The sequence below is a fragment of the Shinella sedimenti genome (genome assembly GCF_022601905.1).
Lineage (GTDB): Bacteria > Pseudomonadota > Alphaproteobacteria > Rhizobiales > Rhizobiaceae > Shinella > Shinella sedimenti.
Genome location: NZ_JAKVIN010000007.1, coordinates 143470 through 165013 on the forward strand (window position 1 = coordinate 143470; position 21544 = coordinate 165013).

The following is a 21544-nucleotide window of genomic DNA, read 5'->3' on the forward strand; positions in this document are numbered from 1 at the left end:
TAGTTAAAAACAACCTCCATGGAGAACAAGATGAAGAAGACGCTTAACGGCGCCATGACGGCGCTCGGCCTGATTTTGCTTTGCTCCGCCGCCAATGCGCAGGACCCTATCAAGCTCGGCGTGCTCGAGGACCAGTCCGGCGACTTTGCTGCCGCGACGATCGGAAAGGTTCACGGCATCCAGCTTGCGACGGAGGAAATCAATGCGGCCGGCGGCATTGCCGGCCGGCCGCTGGAACTGGTGATCTACGATACCCAGTCCGACAACACCAGATATCAGGAGTTCATGCGCCGCGTGCTGCAGCGCGACAAGGTGGACGCGGTCTTTGCAGGTTTTTCGTCCGCCTCGCGCGAAGCCTACCGGCCGATCGTCAACCAGTTCGATGGGTTGGCGTTCTACAACAACCAGTATGAAGGTGGTGTCTGCGACGCCAACATGATTGTCACCGGCGCCGTTCCCGAGCAGCAGTTCTCGACGCTGCTGCCCTACATGATGGAGACCTACGGCAAGAAGGTCTACACGATTGCGGCAGACTACAATTTCGGCCAGATTTCGGCCGAGTGGGTCCGCAATCTCGTCAAGGACGGTGGCGGCGAGATGGTCGGTGAGGAGTTCATCCCACTCGGCGTCTCGCAGTTCTCGCAGACGATCCAGAACATCCAGGCCGCCAAGCCCGACTTCGTCGTCACCCTCCTCGTTGGCACCGCACAGGCGTCCTATTATGAGCAGGCTGCGGCAGCGAACGTGAACCTCCCGATGGCGTCTTCCGTCAATGTCGGCCAGGGCTACGAGCACAAACGCTTCAAGCCGCCGAGCCTCGCCAACATGTATGCGACGGTCAACTGGGTCGAGGAAGTGGACAATCCCCAGTCCAAGGCCTTTGTCGAACGGTGGCACAAGAAGTTCCCGGACGAGCCTTACATCAATCAGGAAGCGGAAAACTCTTACCTGGCGGTCTATCTCTACAAACAGATGGTCGAGCGCGCCAATGGTTCGACTGACAAGGAAGAACTGCGCAAGGTGATCGCCCAGGGCGACGTCTGCTACGACGCGCCGGAAGGCAAGGTATGCCTCGATCCGAAGAGCCAGCACATGTCGCACTCGATCTACCTGGCCAAGGTCAACGAAGATCACTCGATCAGCTTCCCGAAGGTTTGGAACGACATCAAGCCCTATTGGCTGGGTGAAGTGGGTTGCGACCTGACGAAGAACGATCCGAGTGAGCAGTATACGCCGTCGAACCTGCCCAAAGCCGCCAACTAGCACATCGTGTGGCCGGGGACCGTCCCGGCCACGTCCCTCCCCGAGCGTGCCGCCTGGTGCCCACGTGCAAGGAAATCGTCGCAATGACCGTTCTCTTTTCGATCTTCAGCTTTCTCTATCAGACCGGTGATGCCTTCGCCTTTCTCGTGCTCTCGGCCTGCGGGCTGGCGATCATCTTCGGCATGATGGGCGTCATCAATCTCGCCCATGGCGAGTTCATCATGTGCGGCGCCTATGTCTGTGCGGCGGCTGCTCGCGCCGGACTGCCGCTGCCGATCGCCATCCTCGCGGGAGCCCTTGCCGCCGGGTTCGCTGGTATGGTGATCGAGCGCATTATCATTCGCCCTCTCTACGACAGGCCGCTCGACACCATTGTCGCGACATGGGGCGTGTCGATGGTCGTCACGCAGGGGACGTTGATCCTGCTCGGCTCGACCATGCCTGGCACGGGAACACCCTTCGGCAGTTTCACTGTCGGCCCCTATTCCTACTCGGTCTATCGCGTCGTGTTGATGGTCGCGGCGCTGGGAACGCTGGGCCTGCTCTGGGTGGGCTTCACCAAAACACGGTTTGGCGTGCTGGCCCGTGCAACCATCCAGGTGCCGCATATTGCGCAAGCGCTCGGCGTCAACACCGGTCTCGTCTACAGCCTCACATTCGGCCTGGGCGCGGCGCTCGCCGGGCTCGCGGGCGGACTTTATGCCCCTACCATGACGCTTGTACCCACAATGGGCTCGGCATTTGTCGTCGAAGCCTTCGTCACCGTCGTCGTCGGCGGTGCGGACATCTTCCTAGGGACGGCACCAGCCGCCCTCGTCCTCGGCGCGGTAAAGGCCAGTCTGACATCCTGGCAGGGACAGCTTGCCGGACAGATCGGCCTTCTGGTCGCCGTCATCATCGTTATTCGCATCCTGCCGCGCGGTATTTCCGGCTGGATACTTCGCGAGAGAACCTGATCCATGCAAGGAACAAACTCCCTGATGAAAACGCTCGGGCTTCTGCAGGGCCCCCAGACGCTCGGCAAAGGCAAGCCCTTCTGGTCCGCCTTCACGCTGGTCGTCGCGCTGGCATGCGCCTATCCACTGTTTGCCGACGGCTACGATGTCGGAAACAACGTCTACTTCTTCAACTGGGCGTTCATGGCGCTCGGCCTCAGCCTGATCTGGGGATACGGCGGCACGTTGAGTTTCGGCCAGACGGCTTTCTTCGGTGTCGCCGGCTACACATATGGCGTCATCTCGATCAATTTCGGCGATGCCTATGGGCTGACCATCTTCGCCTTGGTCGCGTCGGTGGCGGCAGCGGCGTTGCTGGCCGCGGCACTCGGATACTTCCTTTTCTTCGGCCGTATCAGCGGTGTCTTCCTCGGCATCGTCACGCTTTCGGTCACACTGGTCCTCGAACGCTTCATGGCACAGACCGCAGGTCCGGAATGGCGGGTCGGTGCCGCACGATTGAACGGCTACAATGGCATGGGCGGAATGCCGTCCCTGACGATCCCATGGTTCGGCGGCGACATCGTGCTCTTCCCCGATGTTCAGCTCTACTACTTCACCCTGGCTCTGCTGATCGCCTGTTACCTCGGTCTGCGAATTCTCGTGAACTCCCGCTTCGGCAACGTGCTCGTCGCTATCCGCGAGAACCCGCAGCGCGCCGAGATGCTGGGTTACGACATTCGGGTCTATCAATTGGTCACCTTCATTATCGGCTCGGCGTTGGCAGGACTTTCCGGCGTTCTCTACACATCCTGGGGCAATTACATCACGCCGGCCTCGATGGGGATGACGGCGGCGGCGTTGCCAATCGTCTGGGTTGCCGTCGGTGGACGCAGCGACCTGACGACCACGCTGATCGGCGCGATGCTCGTGCTGGCCGGCTTTCAGGCCCTGACTATCCACGGCAGCCAGTACGCGCTCGTCGTGATGGGCGCTCTCCTGGTGCTAACCGTTCTGATCGCCCCCCGCGGCCTCGTTTTCGGTCTGGGAACGCTTGTCGCCGGGCTGGTGAACCGCAAACCGAAACGTCAGGGAGAATGACCATGGCCATTCTCGAAACACGCGCCCTCAACAAGTGGTTCGGCGGCCTGCATGTGACCGGCGGCGTGGACTTCGCCCTGCAGCGCGGGGAAATCCATTGCTTGATCGGACCAAACGGGGCCGGAAAGAGCACCCTGTTTCGCCTGATCCTCGGAGAGCACCTGCCGACAACCGGCCAGATTCTCTACGAAGGTAACGACATCACAAAGGCGAAGTCGTTCGAACGTATTCGTCGCGGCATCAGCGTCAAATTCCAGGTTCCCGGCATCTTCAAGGCGCTCAGCGTGCGCCAGAACTTGCAGATCGCCCTGCAGCATCATTGCCCGCCCGCAGAACTCGATGGGGAGATCGATCGGCTGCTTGAATTCCTCAAGCTGACGGAAGCGCGGCATCAACTGGCCGGCAATCTCAGCCACGGACAGAAACAATGGCTGGAGATCGGTATGGCGGTAGGCCTGAAGCCGCGTCTCCTGCTGCTCGACGAGCCCACGGCCGGAATGACACCGGACGAGACCGCAGCGACCGGCGAAATGGTCCAGGCATTGAACCGAGACGGCGTCACGGTGCTGGCCGTCGAACACGACATGGCCTTCGTTCGCCAGATTGCCCACAAGGTCACCGTCCTCCATTTTGGAAAGATCTTCGCCCAAGGCACGATCAACGAGATCGTCGCAGACGAACGAGTGGCCGCCATCTATCTCGGAGACGCCACCCATGCGTAGCGAAATTCTTCTGAATACTGTCGGCCTATGGTCTGGGTATGGCGGCAAGCCTGTCCTGCAGGGCATCGACATCGACGTTCGCGAAGGCGAGATCGTGGCCGTCATCGGTCGCAACGGCGTCGGCAAGTCGACGCTCATGAAGAGCCTGATCGGTCTTCTTCCGCGCGACAAAGGCTCGATTGTCTTTCGCGGCACAGCCGTCGACAACGTGCCTGCCTACAAGCGTGCTAGGCTCGGCATCGGCTACGTCCCACAGGGACGAGACGTCTTCCCGCGCCTGAGCGTCATCGAAAACCTTATGGTGGGCGAATCCATCTCCAGCAAACGCGCGACGGCCGAAGAGATCGAGAAAGTCTTCAGCTATTTTCCCATTCTGAAGGAGCGGCGCAACCAGCCGGCCGGCACAATGTCCGGTGGCCAGCAGCAACAGCTCGCCATCGGTCGGGTGCTGATGGGCAAACCGTCGCTGATCCTGCTGGACGAGCCGTCCGAGGGCATTCAACCCAACATCGTCCAGGACATCGCCCGCATCATGGTCGAACTGAACAGGACGACCGGCGTCACGATCGTCTTCGTCGAGCAGAACATCGACATGATCCGCGCTATGGCGCAGCGCTGCTACGTCATCGACAAAGGCCGCATCACCGACAAGATCATGCCTGAAACACTGGAGGACCGTGATGCCGTGCGACGCTATCTCGCCGTTTGAAACCGTAAAACAGCAAAGGAAGGAGCACTCATGAGTTGGCTTGACGAAACAATCATGGCCCGTAAAGGCGTTGCAAGGGGGAAAGCCGGCGAGACCTACAGCATCACCGAGGAAAGCCAGGGCAAGTATCACTATGTTTACGGCGCTTTCGTCGATCCGGTGCTGACAGTCGATCCCGGTGCCGTGGTCTCCGCCGAAACGCACGACGCCTTCGAGGGGGCCATCAAGCACGAAACCGACAGTCCAACGAAGCTCCTCAACTTTCCCTATCTCAACCCGCAGAACGGCCCGATCTACGTGAACGGCGCAGAGAAGGGCGATTGCCTTGCGATCTATATCAAGAGCATCGTTCCGCGCGGACCGCAGCCACGCGGAACGACGGTCATCATGCCCGAGTTCGGCGGACTTGTCCCGACGGCCGATACGGCATTGCTGACGGCACCACTGCCGGAGCGCGTCCGCAAGCTGGATGTCGATGCCGAAACGGGCGTGAGATGGAACGACAAAATCACTCTGCCTTACGAGCCATTCATCGGTACGATCGGCACCGCACCGGAAATCGAAGCGATTTCCTCGCTCGTTCCGGACTACTACGGCGGAAACATGGACTTGCCCGACATCTGCCCGGAGACCGTCATCTACCTGCCGGTCAACACGAAGGGCGCCTATCTCTATCTCGGTGACTGCCATGCGGCACAGGGCGACGGCGAGCTTTGTGGCGTTGCCGTCGAGCATCCCACGGTCACGACCATACAGATCGACCTCATCAAGAACTGGACGATCAAAACGCCGAGGCTGGAGAACGACCGATTCTACATGACGATCGGCTCATCGCGCCCCATGGAGGACGCGGCGCGGGGCGCCTACCGTGAACTCATCCGCTGGATGGTCTCCGACTTCGGCTTCGAGGAGATCGACGCCTACATGCTCCTGACCCAGTGCGGCCGCGTTCGCCTCGGCAACATGGTCGATCCCAAATACACCGTCGGCGCATCGGTTCTGAAATCGATCGTCGGCGTAGCCAACTGATACCCCGTTGCAGAGGTCGCCCCATCGGGCGGCCTCTTCCTTTTCTTTCCGATGGCGCCTCGGACGACAGCCCCACGCTGTGGGTGGGCTCAAACTCATGCTTGCACTCAGTCTATCGGAAGGTGAACACGTTCGGTCCACAACCAGCAGCAGGCCCTACAGAACGGTCGTTTCACTGCAGGTTTAGAAGAGGAAGGCCTGGAGAGTTGCAACTGTGTCCAGCGCCCAAAAGCAACCACAAACTACATAGTCTTCTCGGAGTTTGAATATTCAGCCAGATGATGTCGACCATCAGTGAAAGGCCGAAACCCTTGTGTCGTTTTAGAACCCGCCAAGGCATCATCGAGCCGGCCCTTTCGGTAATTCTTCGGGGGTCCTCTGTCGGGTCTCCATTTGCGTTTGGTCCCAATTGCCCGGAAACCTTTCACAGCGCTTTTCCCGCTGGTGCGCCGTCGTTGTAATCGAACAAGAAACGTCAATCGCGATCGGATCACCGAAGGTTGGATAGCCCGCGGTGAAGTAATCCACCGGCACCGCCCACAAACACTCCAAAGCACGCGAATATTTGGGTAACGGAGACATATGGGAAGCCATATTCTTGCCGGCCCAGATACGAAAGTGTTGACCAAACTCGGCCATGTCAACGGCGACGACTCACCAAAGAACTCGACGCCCGAGACCTCGACGAACCGCCCGAGACAGTCCGCGCAGGCTTTATGGATCAGGTACTGCGCGCCCTTCTCTTTTCCGTCGAGGCAGCACGACTTGATTGAACCCGAGACATCCAACACACGGTGGAGGGGGTAAAAATAACCACGAATATTTTTCCCTTCACCCCTCGCCGGGATTGATTGAGTGCGGCTGGGTTATAGGTATTGTACGCGCGCGTTAAGGGAGGTCTACATGTCTGACGGGTCAGTGTTCCAGCCCGGACTAAACTGCTGGAGTATTGGGCGTGCGGACGATTTTTCGATCATCGTGGATGCGGACGACTATTTCAGCGCCATCCGCAATGCCATGCGAACCGCCCGGCATTCCATATTCCTGGTGGGATGGGACTTTGACGCGGGCACAACGCTTGGACGTCCCGATGTCGATGACGACGCGCCTCGCAAGGTTGGCGACTTCATTCTCTGGCTGGCGCGCCAAAATCCTGATCTCGAGATCAGGATTCTCCTTTGGAGCCCGGCACTCCTCGCAAGCTGGATGCGGCCGTCCAACCTGCCGTATCTCCTGAGATGGAAATGGCATCCGCGTATCTCCGTGAAGCTTGACGGAAAGCATCCAGTCGGGAGTTCGCACCACCAGAAAATGCTGGTGATCGATGACGAGGTGGCATTCTGCGGCGGGATCGACGTCACACTCGACCGCTGGGATACGCGCGAGCATCTTGACGACAATCCGCTCCGGCACCGGCCGAACGGCGCGCCCTACGGTCCATGGCATGATGCTTCCAGTATGTTCACTGGCGAGGCTGCCCGTACTTTGGCAGAACTTTGTCGTATGCGATGGCTGCGCGCCGGCGGCAACGAAGTGCCTCGGGCCCCTTTACAAGGCCCAGCCATGGACCGGCCAAGTCCGGGTTTCTCTTTTGGTTCGGTAAACTTGGCCGTTGCCCGCACCGAACCGTCGCACCTTCAAGAGAGCCGGGTCGTCGAAATCGAAAACCTGTACCTCGATATGATCGCGTCCGCTCGCACACTGATCTACGCGGAAAGCCAATATTTTGCGTCGAGAGCGGTGGCTCAAGCGATTGCCCAGCGGCTGGCTGAGCCCGATGGGCCAGAGGTCGTGCTCATCAATCCCGTCGCCTCCGACAATTGGCTGGGCGCGCTTGCGATGGACACAGCCAGAGCACGATTACGGGAGTCGCTGAGGCGGCATGACCCAAGTGATCGCTTCCGGATGTATCACCCGGTTACCGTCAACAAGCAGCCGATTTATGTTCATTCAAAGCTGATGATCGTGGACAACGAGATTGTCCGCGTAGGCTCATCAAACATGAACAACCGTTCCATGCGCTTTGATCGCGAATGCGATGTCGCGTTCGAAGCAGGAGGCTCTGAAGAGATGCGTGGAAGGATTGCCGCGTTCAGAGCCGACTTGCTGGCCGAACATCTGGGCGTGTCCGCTCGCACAGTGGCGCATGAAATGGCGCAATCCGGATCTCTGATTGCGGCAATTGAAAGTCTCCGCAAATCGCAACAAGGGCGCACTTTGATCCCCTACACTACGCCGGAAGTGTCCGATCTTGAGAAGTGGCTCGCCGACAACGAAATTCTCGATCCGGAAGGCCCTGAGGAACTGTTCGAGACGATAACGCGCCGCGGTTTATTCCGAGGGCGATTACACCTCCCACTTCGGTGGCGCCGGCGTGAAGGCTAGGCATTGCTCGCGTTCATGAGCATCGAGATTGCGCTTATTTCACCGAATAGGCGCACCACTCGAAAAGGCTCCAAATGCAGGAACGTATTTGGTCGGTCCGAGCTGTTATGTTCATCGAGGGCGATTTGTCGACGGGTTACGATCGGGGCCAGTCATCCTCCCGGTTGCTCGCAACAAACGCGTCGGCGAAATGCGCGGCGAAGCTCTCGGCGACGAGCGAACGCTTGCGGTCCGAGCTGAGATAGATGCCGACAACCACGTCGGCAAGCCGCGGAAGGCCGGACACGTCTTCGAGTGTTGCAAGTTTGGCAGGCACGATGCGACGGGCCAGGACCGTGTTGCCGTACCCCGATCCGATCGCGGCCTCCAGACCGGAAAGGCTGGGGCTCGTGTAGACAAGCTCATACCCGCGACCGTCGCGTTGCAGGGCAGTCAGCATGGCGCGCCGGTAGAGACAGCCCTCGGGAAAACAGACGACGCGCAAGTTGGAACTAGCGTCGGTAACAACTGAGGTCTTTGTCTCGCCAATCCAAACGAGCGGTTCCTTCCACGTCATGAAGGCACCTTCAGCAGGTCCATCAGGCGTCATCGCGACCACCATGTCGTATAGGCCATTGCGCAGGCCCTGCAGCAGAGCATGTGAAAGGTCGCACACGACTTCGAAGCGGAAGTCATGACCGTGGCGCGCAAGTTGCGGCATCAGTTTCGGCAGAAAGTGATCGGCGTAGTCATTGGGAATACCAAGGCGAATCTTGCCGTGATGGTCACGTCTGGAAAGACGCAACACCATCTCGTCGTTCAGTGTGAGCATCTGGCGCGCATAGCTTGCGACAAGTTCTCCCGCCTCGGTCGGCTGCGCACCGGCATCCTTCGCGAAGAGCGGCACGTCGAGCAGTTCCTGCAATTTCTTCATCTGCAAGCTGATCGCCGGCTGCGTGCGGCCAAGCTGCTCGGCAGCGCGCGTGTGGCTGCGCAGGTCGATAACCGCGAGGAAGGTGCGCAGGAGATCGGTTGGAATGTTTCTCATGACGACGGCACTCACTTAAAACCAGAAACGGGCCGCACGGGGCGGCCCGTTTCATGTTGCCCGCGAACGGGTCAGGCAGGCAGGATATTGTGCTCGGGACCGAAGGGGAAGCCTGTGATGTTTTCGCTGCCACTTTCCGTCATCACGAGAATATCATGCTCGCGGTAGCCACCGGCGCCCGGCATTCCGTCCGGAATAGACACCATGGGTTCCATGGACACGACCATGCCGGGCTGAAGAACCGTATTGACGTCCTCGCGCAATTCGACACCCGCCTCGCGGCCATAATAGTGCGACATCACGCCGAAGGAGTGGCCATAACCAAAGGAGCGATAACCGAGCAGGCCATGGCTGCGGTAAATGTCGTTCAGTTCCGTCGCGATGTCGCCGCAGCGCGCGCCAGGTTTCAACAGCTCGAGACCGCGGCGATGGACGGCGCAGTTGATTTCCCATATCCGCAGATGCTCGTCGCTGGCATGGTCAAGAAAAAGCGTACGCTCCAACGCGGTGTAGTAACCCGCGATCATCGGGAAGCAGTTGAGCGACAGGATGTCGCCCTTCTCCACCCGGCGCGATGTTACCGCATTGTGCGCGCCGTCGGTGTTGGGGCCGGATTGGAACCACACCCAGGTATCCTTCAGTTCAGATGAGGGAAAACGCGCGGCGATGTGGCGGACCATGGCGTGGGTGCCGGCCAGGGCCACCTCATACTCCGGAACGCCTTCGCCAATGGCTGATACCACTGCCTCGCCGCCGAGATCGGCCGTCGCTGTCCCCTCCCTGATGAGGGCGATCTCCTCAGCGGACTTGATCGTCCTCAGCCACATGGCTGGTGATGCGATGTCGACGAACTCCACCTCGGGGAACGCCTCCTCAAGCAGGCGACGGAACTCCAGGGTAACCTGGTCGAACTCGATGCCAAGGCGCTTGGCGCCCGGCAGCAGCGTTTGCAGCGCATGGAAGAAATTGTCACGCTGCCAGTCGGTGTAGGTCAGGTTGTCACCGAATGTACGGCGATAGGGTTGGCCGGCATCGATACCCGCTGTTACCGACGTCGCCTTTTGCGGTGTAATGACGAAGGCGTAATGACGACCGAAGGCGCAATACAGGAAGTCAGAGAAATAGCAGATATTGTGATACGAGGTCAGGACTGCAGCGTCGAGCTTCAACTCCTCCAGGATTCCGCGCATCGCATTCTGCCGTCGCTCCATCTCGCCGGCAGAAAATGTTGGCTGAGCCTTCTCCCCGTTGTGCATCTTTTGCAGCCGCAGAAGCTGGTTCGGCATGCCTCCCGCAATCATATTCATTCCCAAACTCCTTCATATGCGACCAACCAGGCCGATCGACAAAGCCAAGAGTAGGAGCCGCCGCCGCCTGAAGAAAATGAGAAGTTTCAATGGAAGCATAAGGGATCCGATAGCGATCGTAGACCCACGGACGAATCCGCATTCCAGGTCGCCGGGAACGAATGCGACGAAGTGGCGAGCGAGTTTTCAGAGTGATCAAGGCCCGGTCGCCTGCCAATCGAGGGTGAAAATCAAACCACCGCCAGCTCGTGACCCGTTCAGCGTTCAAACCTGTCCAGCATCTTCCTCAGTTGCGTATTCTGCAGGCGAAGCTTGTTCGCCAATTGCTCCCGAAGAAACCTGATCTCGTCGTTCAGGCCGCTCATGTCCTCGGAGATGGTGCGGGCAACCGGGGAGGCCTGCACGACAGCTGCGGGGGTCTCGACTGGTTTGAGACGTCCTGATCGCCTGTGCGAGACGGCTTTGGCGGTCTTCTTGATCTTTGGAGCGGCATCGTCCAGCGAAGCTCTGTTGCCTGTCGGGACGTCGGCATCATTCTTCTCCAACGTCCCGTCAATGGCATTGTCGCCGCCGGTCTCGTCGAACGGCCCGTGCGCGGCGGAAGGACCGTCAAGTTCATCGACGGCCCCTGGCTTATCCGTCGAGCCAACGATCGGCGAAACGGCCGGGCTTGCGCCCTCGTCCGTCGCCTCGTCCTGCGCTGGCTGGCGTCGCGGCGACACGAGACGCGCAAGCAACTTCCATGGAGACGCCATTTGTTCGACCCCGCATTTATCCGTTCGCAGACTGCGCGTTCACCGTTGGTCGCAGCCAGGCGCCATCAGAACACTCGTCACGAAACGCATGACCATGCGGCCAACAATTGGCCACCTGCCTCGATCAGTCGAGCTTCAGCCGCTTGCGCAGATCGGCGTTCTCAGCGCGCAGCTTTTCGGCAAGCAGCTTGCGCAGCTTCTGGTTTTCTTCTTCCAGCTGCAACAGATCCGCGATGTCGTCAATCGCCGGGGATACGACAGATGCCGCCTGTACCGGCTTGGGAGCACGCTTCACGGGCTTACGCTTTGCAGGGCTTGCAGCTTCGACCGCTTTTGCTTTGCGACCCCGCTTCTGCTTTCCAGCGGCTTCCGTTGAAACGGCGGCTGTTGCCGCCGCAGTGCCAACAGAAGCGGGTTCTGCGGCCACTTTCTTAGCCCGGGGCTGGCGTTGCTTCTTCGGCAAGGTGGGCATTTCAACAACGGCCGGGGCATCACCAGTGGTCATCGTTTCGCTTTCATCGGCCATGATCGTCTCCTCGTTAGCGGCTTCAGTTGTGTGCTGCCGAACCGGTTGTGTCAAGAACGGCTCGACCGTCTCGGTGTCTGTCGCAAGCACATTGCCAGCGGATTGGCCATCCGGTTGATCGGCGGGCGGGTATGGTGCCGCCTCGTCCTCGACATCGCGGGCAACAGACTTGAGATCGATGCCGCCCCAGATGGAGTTGGACTTGGGGTCCAGCTTTCGTCGACCCTTATATTCGACGGAAAAACTGCGTTGCGTTTTTTTCAAAGTTCGAAGCCCTGCATATCCAAGGAAATGTTCGGTGGCGCATCAGGCCAGCCGCAGACCTACTGCATAATGATTGGATGCCTATCAGTCCAGCCTACTGCACATCTCGATCTGTTGGTGCTCCATCGGCTTACCATTGCCGCCCCTCTCCCGCCGCGTGGTTGGCGCAATCGCTGGGAACGTTGGCCCATTTTGATCGTTAAGCGCCGGAGTGCAGGATGGAGGATTTGGTGGCTAGGTTTTATTTTAAGATCCAAGACCAGGAAGGCGTGCTGCTGCCGGACAGAGCCTTCGAGTTTGAAACTGTCGCCGACGCAACAGAGCAGGCAAAAACCCTGTTGGCGGAAATGGCTCTTGATGGATTGCCAAAAGAGCCGGTCGACAGCATTTCGGTCGAATTGCAGGACGGGGAATTCCGGCCTCTGCTGACATTGCGCCTCTTGATGGAGACTCTCCCACACGGCCAGTCAACCCTACTATCCCACTCACCTTAGTGGTGCTGAAGGCTTTCAGCGTGGAAATTCTCATAGCTGTATCAGCTTCGAGATGGCGCAAAAATCTGCGTTGGGCAAAACTATCATAACAGGGCCGGCAGATCCTAAGACGCTCTTGGTTCGGCGCCCGTTTGCCTTATGATATCGCTCACCTTCACCCTTGAGGACGCTGTCCCTCAGCACGACGCACGCCTTTCTCACTTCGTCGGGCGAGTCCGTGCCGTCAGCTTGTTTCCGTCAGGGTCACGAAGATATGCAACGAATGCGCCGTTCGGTCGCTGCGCAGGCGGGCTCTCAATAGCGGCGCCACCATGCGCAGTACCGGCGGCGTGCCACGCCAGGACGTGATCTTGGCTCTCCGCAGCTATACCGATCGTTCCGCCGTTGGCCGCGGTTGCCGGCTTGCCATCGATCGGCTTGGTGATCATCAGCCGACCTCCGTCGTGTGAATAGATCAGCCGGCCCCTGGCATCCATCTCACCGGGCTTACCGCCCAACGCAATGAAAGTGGCGTCGTAAAAGCGCCTCGCGCGCTCCAGGTCGTTGCTTCCAATCATGACGTGAGTGAACATGCTTGCTCTCCAGTTGGTGGCGCCCGTAACGGAACGCCAAGCAGAGTATAGCGGCACACTTTGGCGGGGGAAGCAGCTACGAAAACGCAGTTACCTTATGCGGAATGTAAGCCGCTTCGAGCTCGTTCAGTTCGTCCTGGTCCAGTTGGATGTTCAAGGCGTTGAGCGCGTCATCAAGATGGTGCAGCTTTGTGGCACCGAAGATTGGCGCGGCGACCGGCTTCTTTTGGAGAACCCACGCGAGTGCGACCTGTGCCATTGGCACGCCGCGCCTTTCGGCGACCAAACCAACCGCCTCGACGACCTTTTGATCGGCTGCGACAGTGTCCTTGAACAGGCTGTTGCCGTAGCTGTCCTGATTTGCACGGGCGCTGTCTCCGGCATTGCCGGGCGCACGCGAGAGGCGGCCACGTGCGAGCGGGCTCCACGGCAGAACGCCGATCTTCTGATCTTCGCAGAGCGGCAGCATTTCACGCTCTTCCTCCCGATAAAGCAGGTTGAGCTGGTTCTGCATGGATACGAAAGGCGTCCATCCGTTCATCCGGGCCACATGGAGCGCCTTGCTGAACTGCCACGCAAACATAGACGATCCACCGATGTAGCGCGCCTTACCCGCCTTGACGACATCATGCAACGCCTCCATCGTCTCTTCGATCGGTGTCGTGTAGTCCCACCGATGGATCTGGTAGAGATCGATATAATCCGTGCCGAGCCGCCGCAGACTGGCATCGACCTCCGCCATGATCGCCTTGCGGGAAAGGCCTCCTCCGTTCGGCTCCGGACGCATCGGCAGTCCAACCTTGGTCGCGATGATGACGTCATCACGCTGGCCGAAATCCTTGAGCGCGCGGCCGATGATCTGCTCACTCGCGCCTAGGGAATAGGTGTTGGCGGTATCGAAGAAATTGATCCCGGCCTCCAGTGCCTTTTTGATGAACGGTCTGGATTCCTCTTCCGACAGCGACCACGTCTGTGGGCCGATGCCCGGTGTGCCATAGGCGAGGCAGCCGAGGCAGAGCCTGGAGACAGTAAGGCCGGTATTGCCAAGGCGCGTATAGTCCATCTTAAAGTCCTCAATTCTGAAAATCTGGCCGTAGGTTGCCGGTCGTCCGGATCCTGTTCATCCTCTTCCCTCCGTCCATGGGGGAGAGCGAACCGCCTCCGGCGTAGAACCGCGACGGTATCCGACGTCCCTAGTGATTGAGTATCTGGCCAAGGAAGTTTCGGGTGCGCTCGTTTTTCGGCGCTGAGAAAAACTCTTCGGGCTTTGCCTTTTCGATGATCTCGCCGCCATCCATGAAGATCACATGGTCGGCCACGCTTCGGGCAAAACCCATCTCGTGTGTGACGCAAAGCATCGTCATGCCCTCCTGTGCAAGGCTGACCATTGTGTCGAGCACTTCCTTGACCATTTCCGGATCAAGCGCGGAGGTGGGTTCATCAAACAGCATGACCTTCGGCGTCATGCACAGAGCGCGCGCGATCGCCACACGCTGTTGCTGACCACCGGAAAGCTGCGCCGGATATTTGTTGGCCTGATCGGGAATGCGGACACGCTCGAGATATGTCATGGCGATAGCCTCGGCGTCCTTACTCGACACCTTGCGGACGCGGATAGGCGCGAGCATGCAGTTCTGAAGAACCGTCAGATGGGGGAAGAGATTGAACTGCTGGAAAACCATCCCCACTTCTGCTCGCACGGCGTTGACGTTCTTGAGACTCTCGCCAAGAGAAATCCCGTCGACAACGATGCTTCCTGCCTCGAACTCTTCGATGCGGTTGACGCATCGGATCATCGTCGATTTACCAGAACCAGAGGGACCGCAGATCACGATCCGCTCACCTTTGGCCACCTCGAGATTGATGTTCTTCAAGGCATGGAACGCGCCGTAATATTTCTGCAGACCGGTTATCGCGATGATTGGCTCTTCGTTTGCCTTGCGCGTATCGGCGACATGGGCGTGAATCTGTGCGGATGCCATTGTATCTCCTGCCGGGAGGTCGGACCGGCATCAGCCGGTCCGACTACGTGAGGTTAGTTAGGGATTTCGACAGGCAGCGGGGCATCGCCCTCGCCGGTCGTCGGCAGTTCGGCAACCATATCCTTGCCGATCCACTGCTTATAGAGCGCCGGCAGTTCGCCGCTTTCCATGAGCTTGCCGATCACGCCGTTCAGATGGTCAGCGAATTCGCGCGATTGAGGCCGCACCGCCACGCCGTTGAAGACGCGCGACAAGACGAACTTCTGTTCGAACTTGCCGGGTCCTGCGACCTTTTCGATATTGCCGAGCTGTGTAAACGCGGCGCCGATGATGTCGACCTGACCGGAAATCAGCGCCTGCACCGTCGAGGCATCGTCATCGAAGCGCTGGATTGTCGCGCCCGCCGGGTTTGCCGTCGTCACGGCCTTGTCCTGCGGTGTACCGCGCGGCACACCAACGCGAGCGCCGTCGAGATCATTCCAGCCGCCAGCCTTGAGATCGGCACGGCCGATGAACACGTTGTCATTGTTGCAGTAGGGACGGGAGAAGAGAACCACCTTCTGGCGGTCGGGGAAAATTCCCATGACGGCCGCCAGCATATCGACCTGGCCCGTGAGAAGCGTCGCGATGCGGTTGGCGGGCGTGACGGGAACGAATTCCACGTCCACACCGAGTTCTTTTGCGATCAGACGCACGAACTCGATGTCGAAACCTGTCAACTTGCCGGATTCATCGCTGTAACCCCAGGGAACCTGTGCGACCTGGACCCCGGCCTTCAAAACCTTGCGGTCCTTGATCTCCTGCACGCTCTGGGCGGCTGCGATTGATGGAAGAAGGGCCAATGCCAGGGTGCCGCCGGCGGCGCCCAAAAACAGGCGGCGGTTCATTCCTTTCAATATCGTCTTGTTGATGTCGGTCATGCTTTCTCCTCCTTTAGAAGCGGCGTTGTGCCGCGGTCGATTTGTTTAAGTGTTCGTGGCGAACCGTCGTTCGTACCGGGCGCTAAGGCGCGAAAGGGGGAAGCAGATCGCGAAGTAGCAGGCGGCGGCGAGGCCATAGGCAATGAGTGGCTTGTATGTCGTGCTGGCAGCGATTTGCGCGCTGCGGGAAAGCTCGACGAAGCCGATAATCGCCGCAAGCGACGTTCCCTTGATGAGCTGCACGAGAAACCCGAGCGTCGGCGCAAAGGAAAGCTTGACGGCCTGCGGCAGCACGACATCGCGCATCCTGCTGATATATCCGAGGCCGAGAGCGGAAGCCGCCTCGCTCTGCCCCTTCGGAACGGCCTGGATGCCGCCCCGCCATATCTCACCCAGAAACGCACTGGCATGGAATGTCAGGCCGATGGACACTGCGGTCCAAGCGCTGACGTGGTAGCCGAAGACGGGCAAGCCGTAATAGACAAGAAACAGCTGCATGAGCATCGGCGTGCCCTGGAAAAAGTCGATATAGGCGCCTGCGAGCGCACGCAGCCATTTCCAGGCAGATGTGCGGGCAAGAGCAACCAAGGTGCCGAACACCCCTCCTCCGATGAAGGCCACGGCAGACAGGGCGAGCGTTGTCCACATGCCCTGAAGGATCGACAGAACTTCCAATAGACCGAAATCACGTATCATTCCCGTCGCCTCACTTGATCGGATAGGAGAAGAATGCGCGATCTATTCCCTTGAAAATAAAGGAGAAAATCATTGAAAGCGCGAAATAGAGCAAAGTCGCCACGATATAGATCTCGAAGCTGCGGAAGAGGTCGCTATCGATCAGTTGGGCTGTCGATGTCAGTTCTTCGGCGGAAATCGAGGAGACGATACTTGTCGTCAGCAGGGCAAGAATGAACTGCCCCGAAAGCGCGGGATAGATAATCCGCAAGGCAGGCTTCAGGACGATATATCGGAACACCTGGAGCGGGGTGAGGCCTAGCGCAGCACCCGCCTCGAACTGGCCGCGTGGAATGGAATCGACACCGCCACGAATGATCTCGGCAGAGAAGGCGCCGCAATTCAGGCTGAGCGCGATGAAGGCTGCCGTCCAGGGCGTAAAACTGATGCCGATCGTCGGCAAGCCGAAGAAGATGAAGAAGACCTGCACGAGGAACGGAGTGTTTCGAATGACCTCGATATAGGACAATGCGACCGCACGCAGCACGGCCATGCCGCTGCGCCGCGCCAGCACGGTCGCAATGCCGATCACGAAACCGCAGACGACGGCGGTCGCAGCGAGCCAGAGCGTCAGCAGGCAGGCATGCAGGAACTGCGGCCAGTAGGGGAGAAGAACTCCGAAGTCGAATTGATAGGTCACGGCATGGTTCCTCGGCCAGCAATGGCGTGGAGCGGATCGGATGGCACATCCGGATCCGGTATGCGGAAAAAGCGGCGGTAGAGATCGATCTGCGGCTGAAGCATCAGCATACCGGCAAGCGTTCGAAATCCACGTCTGTGTGCCTCATGCAGAAGGTGCGTTTCAGCAGGCTTCATGATGATTTCTGCGACGAGGGCTTCGGGGTTTAGTCCTTCGAGCGCGAAAGGAAGCGGGTCGGTCTCGCCGAGACCGACGGGAGTCGCGTTCACGACGATGTCCGCGTCGCGGTGCTCGCCCGCGGCCGCATGTTTAACCTTACCGGGCCACAGGCGTTCCAGCCTCTCGCAAAGCTCTCCCGCACGATACGCAGACAAATCCGACACATGCACGCAAGCGGCTTTCGCCTCCAGGACGCCCGCGGCGATCGATGACCCCGCGCCACCGGCGCCGTAGACGAAAACGGTCTTGCCCTCGAGCAGTTCGCCGGAACCGAGCAGCCCTGTGACAAACCCGATGCCATCGAAATTCTCTGCCGACCAGCGGCCGTCAGGCTCGCGCCGCAAGGCGTTTGCGCAGCCCGCCGCTATCGCGACCGGGCCCGCGTCGTCCGCGTGTTTGAGCAACTCGAACTTGTGCGGTATCGTCGCCAGAAAACCGCCGACATTGCCAGCCGACTTCAACGCTTCTATGAGCGCTGGAGCCTGCGCAGGCCCCACTTCGATGGGAACCATCGCCGCATTGGCTCCGCTTTTTGCAAACACCGCGTTCATGAGTTGCGGCGCTCTCACCTGCGAGACGGGATCACCAATGATGATGAAAACCTGCGTCGCGCCGTCAGGGCTTGGAACAAGGTGCCGCGTCATGTCATAGCCCCCGGCAGGAGGGCGGTGCGACGCGGTGCTTTTCCATGCTCTTCGCGCATATCGCCGAAGAGGCTGTCATGGCAATGCACATGGATACATAACGTCATCAGGCTCCTCCTTCCATCAGTCTTCTCCAACCGCGGGCGTATCTGCATTCACAGTAAGCATGCCCCGATCGCCCATTGATCGACGCGGTTTTTCACTATTCCGCGAACAGACTCGAATCCATCAATGCAGGCGGCTTGGGAATGAGCGGCTTGAAGTCCATTTGGTCGAGCACGTCATTCTGGATATCGATGCCGGGGGCGACTTCCGTCAGCACAAGTCCATCTTCGACAAGCTCGAATACCGCACGCTCGGTGACGAACACGGCAGAGTGCCCCCGCTTCAATGCCTCCCGGCCGGAATAGGTGATCTGCTCAACCGAACGCACGAGCTTGCGAACCTGCCCGGCTTTCCGAACATTAATGCCACCCGCCGAGATCTGGACATCCGACCCCTTCGTGTCAAACGTTCCGCAGAAAACCACGCGCTTGGCGTTCTGCGCGATATCCATGAAGCCTCCCGGGCCGACAGTCAGCCCGCCGAGCTTGGATACATTGACGTTACCGACAGCGTCGAGTTCACCGAAACCGAGGAATGCCATGTCGAGGCCGCCGCCGGCGTAGAAGTCGAATTGCGATGGTCCGTCGATCATTGCGGACGGGCTGCGCGCAAAGCCGAAGAGCAACCCGACGAGAAGCGAGCCGCCATAGGTGCCATGTTCGATCGTCTGGTAATAGCGGTCGACCTCATTGCGGTCGGCGACGATCTTGGCGACGCCCTCGCCGATGCCGACGCCAAAATTGATGACGGTACCGTCACGCAGTTCGCGGTGGGCGCGCCGGGCAATCAGGCTGCGCACGTTAAGTGCCTCCGGCGGGCTCAGAGTAACAGGCCCCCTGCGCTCTCCGGAAAGTGTCGGATCATAAGGCAGATCGTAGCTCGGGCGTTGGTCGGGATCGACCACGACAGCATCGACGATCGCGCCGGGCACACGCACCGAACGCGCCGGCAGAGAATTCGTATCCACGGCAGTTCGAACCTGGGCAATGACGATGCCACCGGAATTGTGCGCGGCGAGTGCGGCCGCGTAGACGTCGATGTTCGCCGCTTCCTGGTCCAGGCTGATATTGCCGTCAGCATCACCGAACGATCCGCGAATGATGGTCACATTGATCGGAAACGACTTGTACCAGAGAAGTTCCTTGCCCCCGATCGTCACGACTTCGACGAGGTCTTCCCTCGCGGACGCGTTCATTTTGCCACCATGCTGACGGGGATCGACGAAGGTCCCAAGCCCGACATGGGTAAACAGACCCGGTCGTCCCCCGCCGATCTCGCGATACAGCTGCATGACGCATCCGCTTGGCATCACGTAGGCTTCGATCTTCTCGTCGCGCGCCATCTCCTGCATCTTCGGAGACCACACCCAGTGCCCACCGATGACGCGCTTCACCAGGCCCTCATGGGCGAAGTGGTTCATGCCTTCCTGTTTCTTGTCGCCAATGCCAAGCGCATGGACAACAGTCAGGTTGCGCGGCGCGCCCGTGTCGAGAAAGCGACGTGAGACCGCACGAAACGTATGAGTCGCCTCCATCAGACCGCCGCCGCCGCCGATCAGCGCAACCGTGTCGCTGTCCCGGATGAGCTTTACGGCATCGTCGGCGGTCATGAACTTGTTACGGGTCATGCCGGAACTCCGGCATCGGGACGACGCGGCACCATCAGCCCGTGCTCGCCTTTCTGAACGATCTCACCATTCTGGTTGACGAGGTCGATATCCATCACAACGATGCCCATGCCGGGCTTGCTGTTCGACGGGCGCATTTCCTTGATGCGGATGCGCGCCTGAAGCGTATCGCCGATACGGATCGGCCGTTTGAAGGACCATGACCAACTGAGCGCGATCCCATCCTTGAATGTAGCGGACTGAACTTTCAAACCGTCGGTCAGGGAGAGCCCCATCAGACCGTGCGCGATACGCCCGCCAAATTCCGTGGTCTGCGCGTAGACGCTGTCCATATGGATCGGCGAAAAATCGCCAGCCACGCCGGCATAGGACAACACATGTCCTTCCGTCACGGTTACACGCGGAGTGAGCGTTTCCTGGCCAAGAGTCAGATCGTCGAAATACCGTCCGGGAAGCATCGTTCCCACCTCCGCTGTATGTGTCATGGAATTAGAAGGACCCGCCCGACCGCCTCGCGCGCCTGCAATTGACGATGCGCCAGCGCCGCTTCTTCGAGCGGCAAGCGCCGCCAGATCTCGGGTGTAAGGTCGTGTGTTTTCATGAAGTCCAGAATTTCGCGAACTTCATCGCGCGACGCACTTTGTATGCCCTGGAGACGAAACTCCTTGATAATCAGCAGGCCGAGATTGATGGAAACCGGCTTGCCGTGGAGTTCGCCGATAACGGCACAGCGTCCTCCGGGTGCGAGGCTGCGCAGCGTGCCAGCAAAGGTCGGAGAGCCTACAAGTTCGACCGCAAGATCGACGCCGCGGCCGTTCGTGAGCCGGCGCACGTCGTCGCCGAACGCACCATTCTCACTGACGATGACATCGCTCGCGCCCTTGCTTTTCAGAAGCTCGGCTTTTGCAGCACTGCTGGAGATAGCGATGCTTCGCCCGCCGAGCGCATTCACGATCTGGATAGCAGCAAGGCCCAAGCCGCCGCTCGCACCGGTTATAACAGCCGCCTGTCCAGCCTGGAGATCGCCGAATTGCCGTATGGCCTTGTAGGGCGGCCCATAGACACAGGCGGCGAAACACGCTGCCTCAAAGGCAAGGCCATGAGGTATCTTGACGAGACTGCTGGCCAGGAAGACCGCATATTCAGCGTATCCACCGTCGCGCGTCTGACCAATGTCGCCCGCGGTGAAGCGGCAGAGCGAAGGGTGTCCGCGCAGGCAGTCCTCACATTCAAGGCAGGCCTGAAAATTGAACACGGTCACGCGGTCGCCAGCCACAAACGCTTCAACCTCCGCCCCTACGGAAACCACCTCCCCTGCCAACTCATGGCCGAGCACGCGCGGCAGAGCCACTCGAGAGCGAAGGCCGGACCGCAGGATCAGATCGAGGTGGCATACGCCGCAGCACGCGATCTTGACGAGGACCTCCCCCAGCCCAACGGGAGGCATGGCCACCTCCTCGCATGTCAGGACATCAGGCTCCCCGAAGGAGCGCAATTTCACGGCTCTCATGCACTCCTCCCCGAATGCGATTAATGGAATTCGTTTCATATGGAACCAGTTCCATTTTGTCAATCGCCGTGAC

22 protein-coding genes are annotated in these 21544 nt (G+C 59.5%); 8 read left to right on the top strand and 14 right to left on the bottom strand.

All coding sequences use genetic code 11. The features are described 5' to 3' along the window. The first annotated feature begins 54 nt into the window (after positions 1 to 54). The 7 genes from MKI86_RS16955 to MKI86_RS16985 all read left to right on the top strand — a co-directional run bounded on the left by MKI86_RS16955 (position 55) and on the right by MKI86_RS16985 (position 8144). Positions 55 to 1263 (top strand): urea ABC transporter substrate-binding protein, encoded by a 1209-nt coding sequence (locus MKI86_RS16955; RefSeq protein WP_241603684.1) that lies wholly within the window; start codon positions 55 to 57, stop codon positions 1261 to 1263. A gap of 83 nt (positions 1264 to 1346) precedes the next feature. After that, complete coding sequence (locus MKI86_RS16960; protein ID WP_241602947.1) at positions 1347 to 2219, top strand: ABC transporter permease subunit; 873 nt, start codon at positions 1347 to 1349, stop codon at positions 2217 to 2219. 24 nt (positions 2220 to 2243) lie between these two features. Beyond that, a complete protein-coding gene (locus tag MKI86_RS16965; RefSeq protein ID WP_241602949.1) occupies positions 2244 to 3299 on the top strand; it encodes a branched-chain amino acid ABC transporter permease in 1056 nt (351 codons plus the stop codon). Positions 3300 to 3301: 2 nt separating this feature from the next. Continuing rightward, positions 3302 to 4021: an ABC transporter ATP-binding protein gene (locus MKI86_RS16970; protein ID WP_241602952.1), complete on the top strand. Its 720-nt coding sequence runs from the start codon at positions 3302 to 3304 to the stop codon at positions 4019 to 4021. Beyond that, positions 4014 to 4730: an ABC transporter ATP-binding protein gene (locus MKI86_RS16975; protein ID WP_241602955.1), complete on the top strand. Its 717-nt coding sequence runs from the start codon at positions 4014 to 4016 to the stop codon at positions 4728 to 4730. Before MKI86_RS16970 ends, MKI86_RS16975 begins: the two co-directional genes overlap by 8 nt. A gap of 30 nt (positions 4731 to 4760) precedes the next feature. Next, entirely contained in the window at positions 4761 to 5759 is a 999-nt protein-coding gene (locus MKI86_RS16980; RefSeq protein ID WP_241602959.1) for an acetamidase/formamidase family protein, read from the top strand. Between the two features lie 903 nt (positions 5760 to 6662). Further along, complete coding sequence (locus tag MKI86_RS16985; protein ID WP_241602962.1) at positions 6663 to 8144, top strand: phospholipase D-like domain-containing protein; 1482 nt, start codon at positions 6663 to 6665, stop codon at positions 8142 to 8144. A gap of 136 nt (positions 8145 to 8280) precedes the next feature. Here MKI86_RS16985 and MKI86_RS16990 read toward each other — a convergent pair whose 3' ends face one another. The 4 genes from MKI86_RS16990 to MKI86_RS17005 all read right to left on the bottom strand — a co-directional run bounded on the left by MKI86_RS16990 (position 8281) and on the right by MKI86_RS17005 (position 12023). Beyond that, positions 8281 to 9171: a LysR family transcriptional regulator gene (locus MKI86_RS16990; RefSeq protein WP_241602964.1), complete on the bottom strand. Its 891-nt coding sequence runs from the start codon at positions 9169 to 9171 to the stop codon at positions 8281 to 8283. 71 nt (positions 9172 to 9242) lie between these two features. Next, a complete protein-coding gene (locus MKI86_RS16995; RefSeq protein ID WP_241603687.1) occupies positions 9243 to 10457 on the bottom strand; it encodes a M24 family metallopeptidase in 1215 nt (404 codons plus the stop codon). Between the two features lie 278 nt (positions 10458 to 10735). Beyond that, positions 10736 to 11233: a hypothetical protein gene (locus MKI86_RS17000; protein ID WP_241602966.1), complete on the bottom strand. Its 498-nt coding sequence runs from the start codon at positions 11231 to 11233 to the stop codon at positions 10736 to 10738. Positions 11234 to 11357: 124 nt separating this feature from the next. Continuing rightward, entirely contained in the window at positions 11358 to 12023 is a 666-nt protein-coding gene (locus MKI86_RS17005; protein ID WP_241602967.1) for a transcriptional regulator, read from the bottom strand. Positions 12024 to 12241: 218 nt separating this feature from the next. Between MKI86_RS17005 and MKI86_RS17010 the strand changes: the two genes are divergently transcribed. Beyond that, positions 12242 to 12517 carry a DUF6894 family protein gene (locus MKI86_RS17010; RefSeq protein WP_241602969.1) on the top strand — a complete coding sequence of 92 codons (276 nt, stop codon included), beginning with the start codon at positions 12242 to 12244 and terminating at the stop codon, positions 12515 to 12517. 197 nt (positions 12518 to 12714) lie between these two features. On the opposite strand, the gene MKI86_RS17015 is transcribed toward MKI86_RS17010, so the two are convergent. The 10 genes from MKI86_RS17015 to MKI86_RS17060 form a co-directional block, all read right to left on the bottom strand. Then, entirely contained in the window at positions 12715 to 13089 is a 375-nt protein-coding gene (locus MKI86_RS17015; RefSeq protein WP_241602971.1) for a VOC family protein, read from the bottom strand. A gap of 76 nt (positions 13090 to 13165) precedes the next feature. Beyond that, the gene (locus tag MKI86_RS17020; protein WP_241602973.1) at positions 13166 to 14152 is read right to left on the bottom strand and encodes an aldo/keto reductase; all 987 of its coding nucleotides are present in this window, start codon (positions 14150 to 14152) and stop codon (positions 13166 to 13168) included. 130 nt (positions 14153 to 14282) lie between these two features. After that, positions 14283 to 15071 (bottom strand): amino acid ABC transporter ATP-binding protein, encoded by a 789-nt coding sequence (locus MKI86_RS17025; protein ID WP_269470869.1) that lies wholly within the window; start codon positions 15069 to 15071, stop codon positions 14283 to 14285. A gap of 53 nt (positions 15072 to 15124) precedes the next feature. After that, positions 15125 to 15991 carry a transporter substrate-binding domain-containing protein gene (locus MKI86_RS17030; RefSeq protein WP_241602975.1) on the bottom strand — a complete coding sequence of 289 codons (867 nt, stop codon included), beginning with the start codon at positions 15989 to 15991 and terminating at the stop codon, positions 15125 to 15127. A gap of 45 nt (positions 15992 to 16036) precedes the next feature. Beyond that, a complete protein-coding gene (locus MKI86_RS17035; RefSeq protein ID WP_370880009.1) occupies positions 16037 to 16684 on the bottom strand; it encodes an amino acid ABC transporter permease in 648 nt (215 codons plus the stop codon). Positions 16685 to 16697: 13 nt separating this feature from the next. Continuing rightward, a complete protein-coding gene (locus MKI86_RS17040) occupies positions 16698 to 17366 on the bottom strand; it encodes an amino acid ABC transporter permease (protein ID WP_241602981.1) in 669 nt (222 codons plus the stop codon). Further along, positions 17363 to 18229: a shikimate dehydrogenase family protein gene (locus MKI86_RS17045; protein WP_241602984.1), complete on the bottom strand. Its 867-nt coding sequence runs from the start codon at positions 18227 to 18229 to the stop codon at positions 17363 to 17365. The genes MKI86_RS17040 and MKI86_RS17045 overlap by 4 nt, the downstream gene beginning before the upstream one ends. A 202-nt stretch (positions 18230 to 18431) precedes the next feature. Then, positions 18432 to 19961 (bottom strand): acyl CoA:acetate/3-ketoacid CoA transferase, encoded by a 1530-nt coding sequence (locus tag MKI86_RS17050; protein WP_241602987.1) that lies wholly within the window; start codon positions 19959 to 19961, stop codon positions 18432 to 18434. Continuing rightward, positions 19958 to 20419, bottom strand: a complete 462-nt coding sequence (locus tag MKI86_RS17055) for a MaoC family dehydratase (protein WP_241602989.1) — start codon at positions 20417 to 20419, stop codon at positions 19958 to 19960. Before MKI86_RS17055 ends, MKI86_RS17050 begins: the two co-directional genes overlap by 4 nt. A 23-nt stretch (positions 20420 to 20442) precedes the next feature. Further along, on the bottom strand, positions 20443 to 21471 hold the full coding sequence (locus tag MKI86_RS17060; protein ID WP_241603005.1) for an alcohol dehydrogenase catalytic domain-containing protein: 1029 nt from the start codon (positions 21469 to 21471) through the stop codon (positions 20443 to 20445). Between the last annotated feature and the right edge of the window lie 73 nt (positions 21472 to 21544).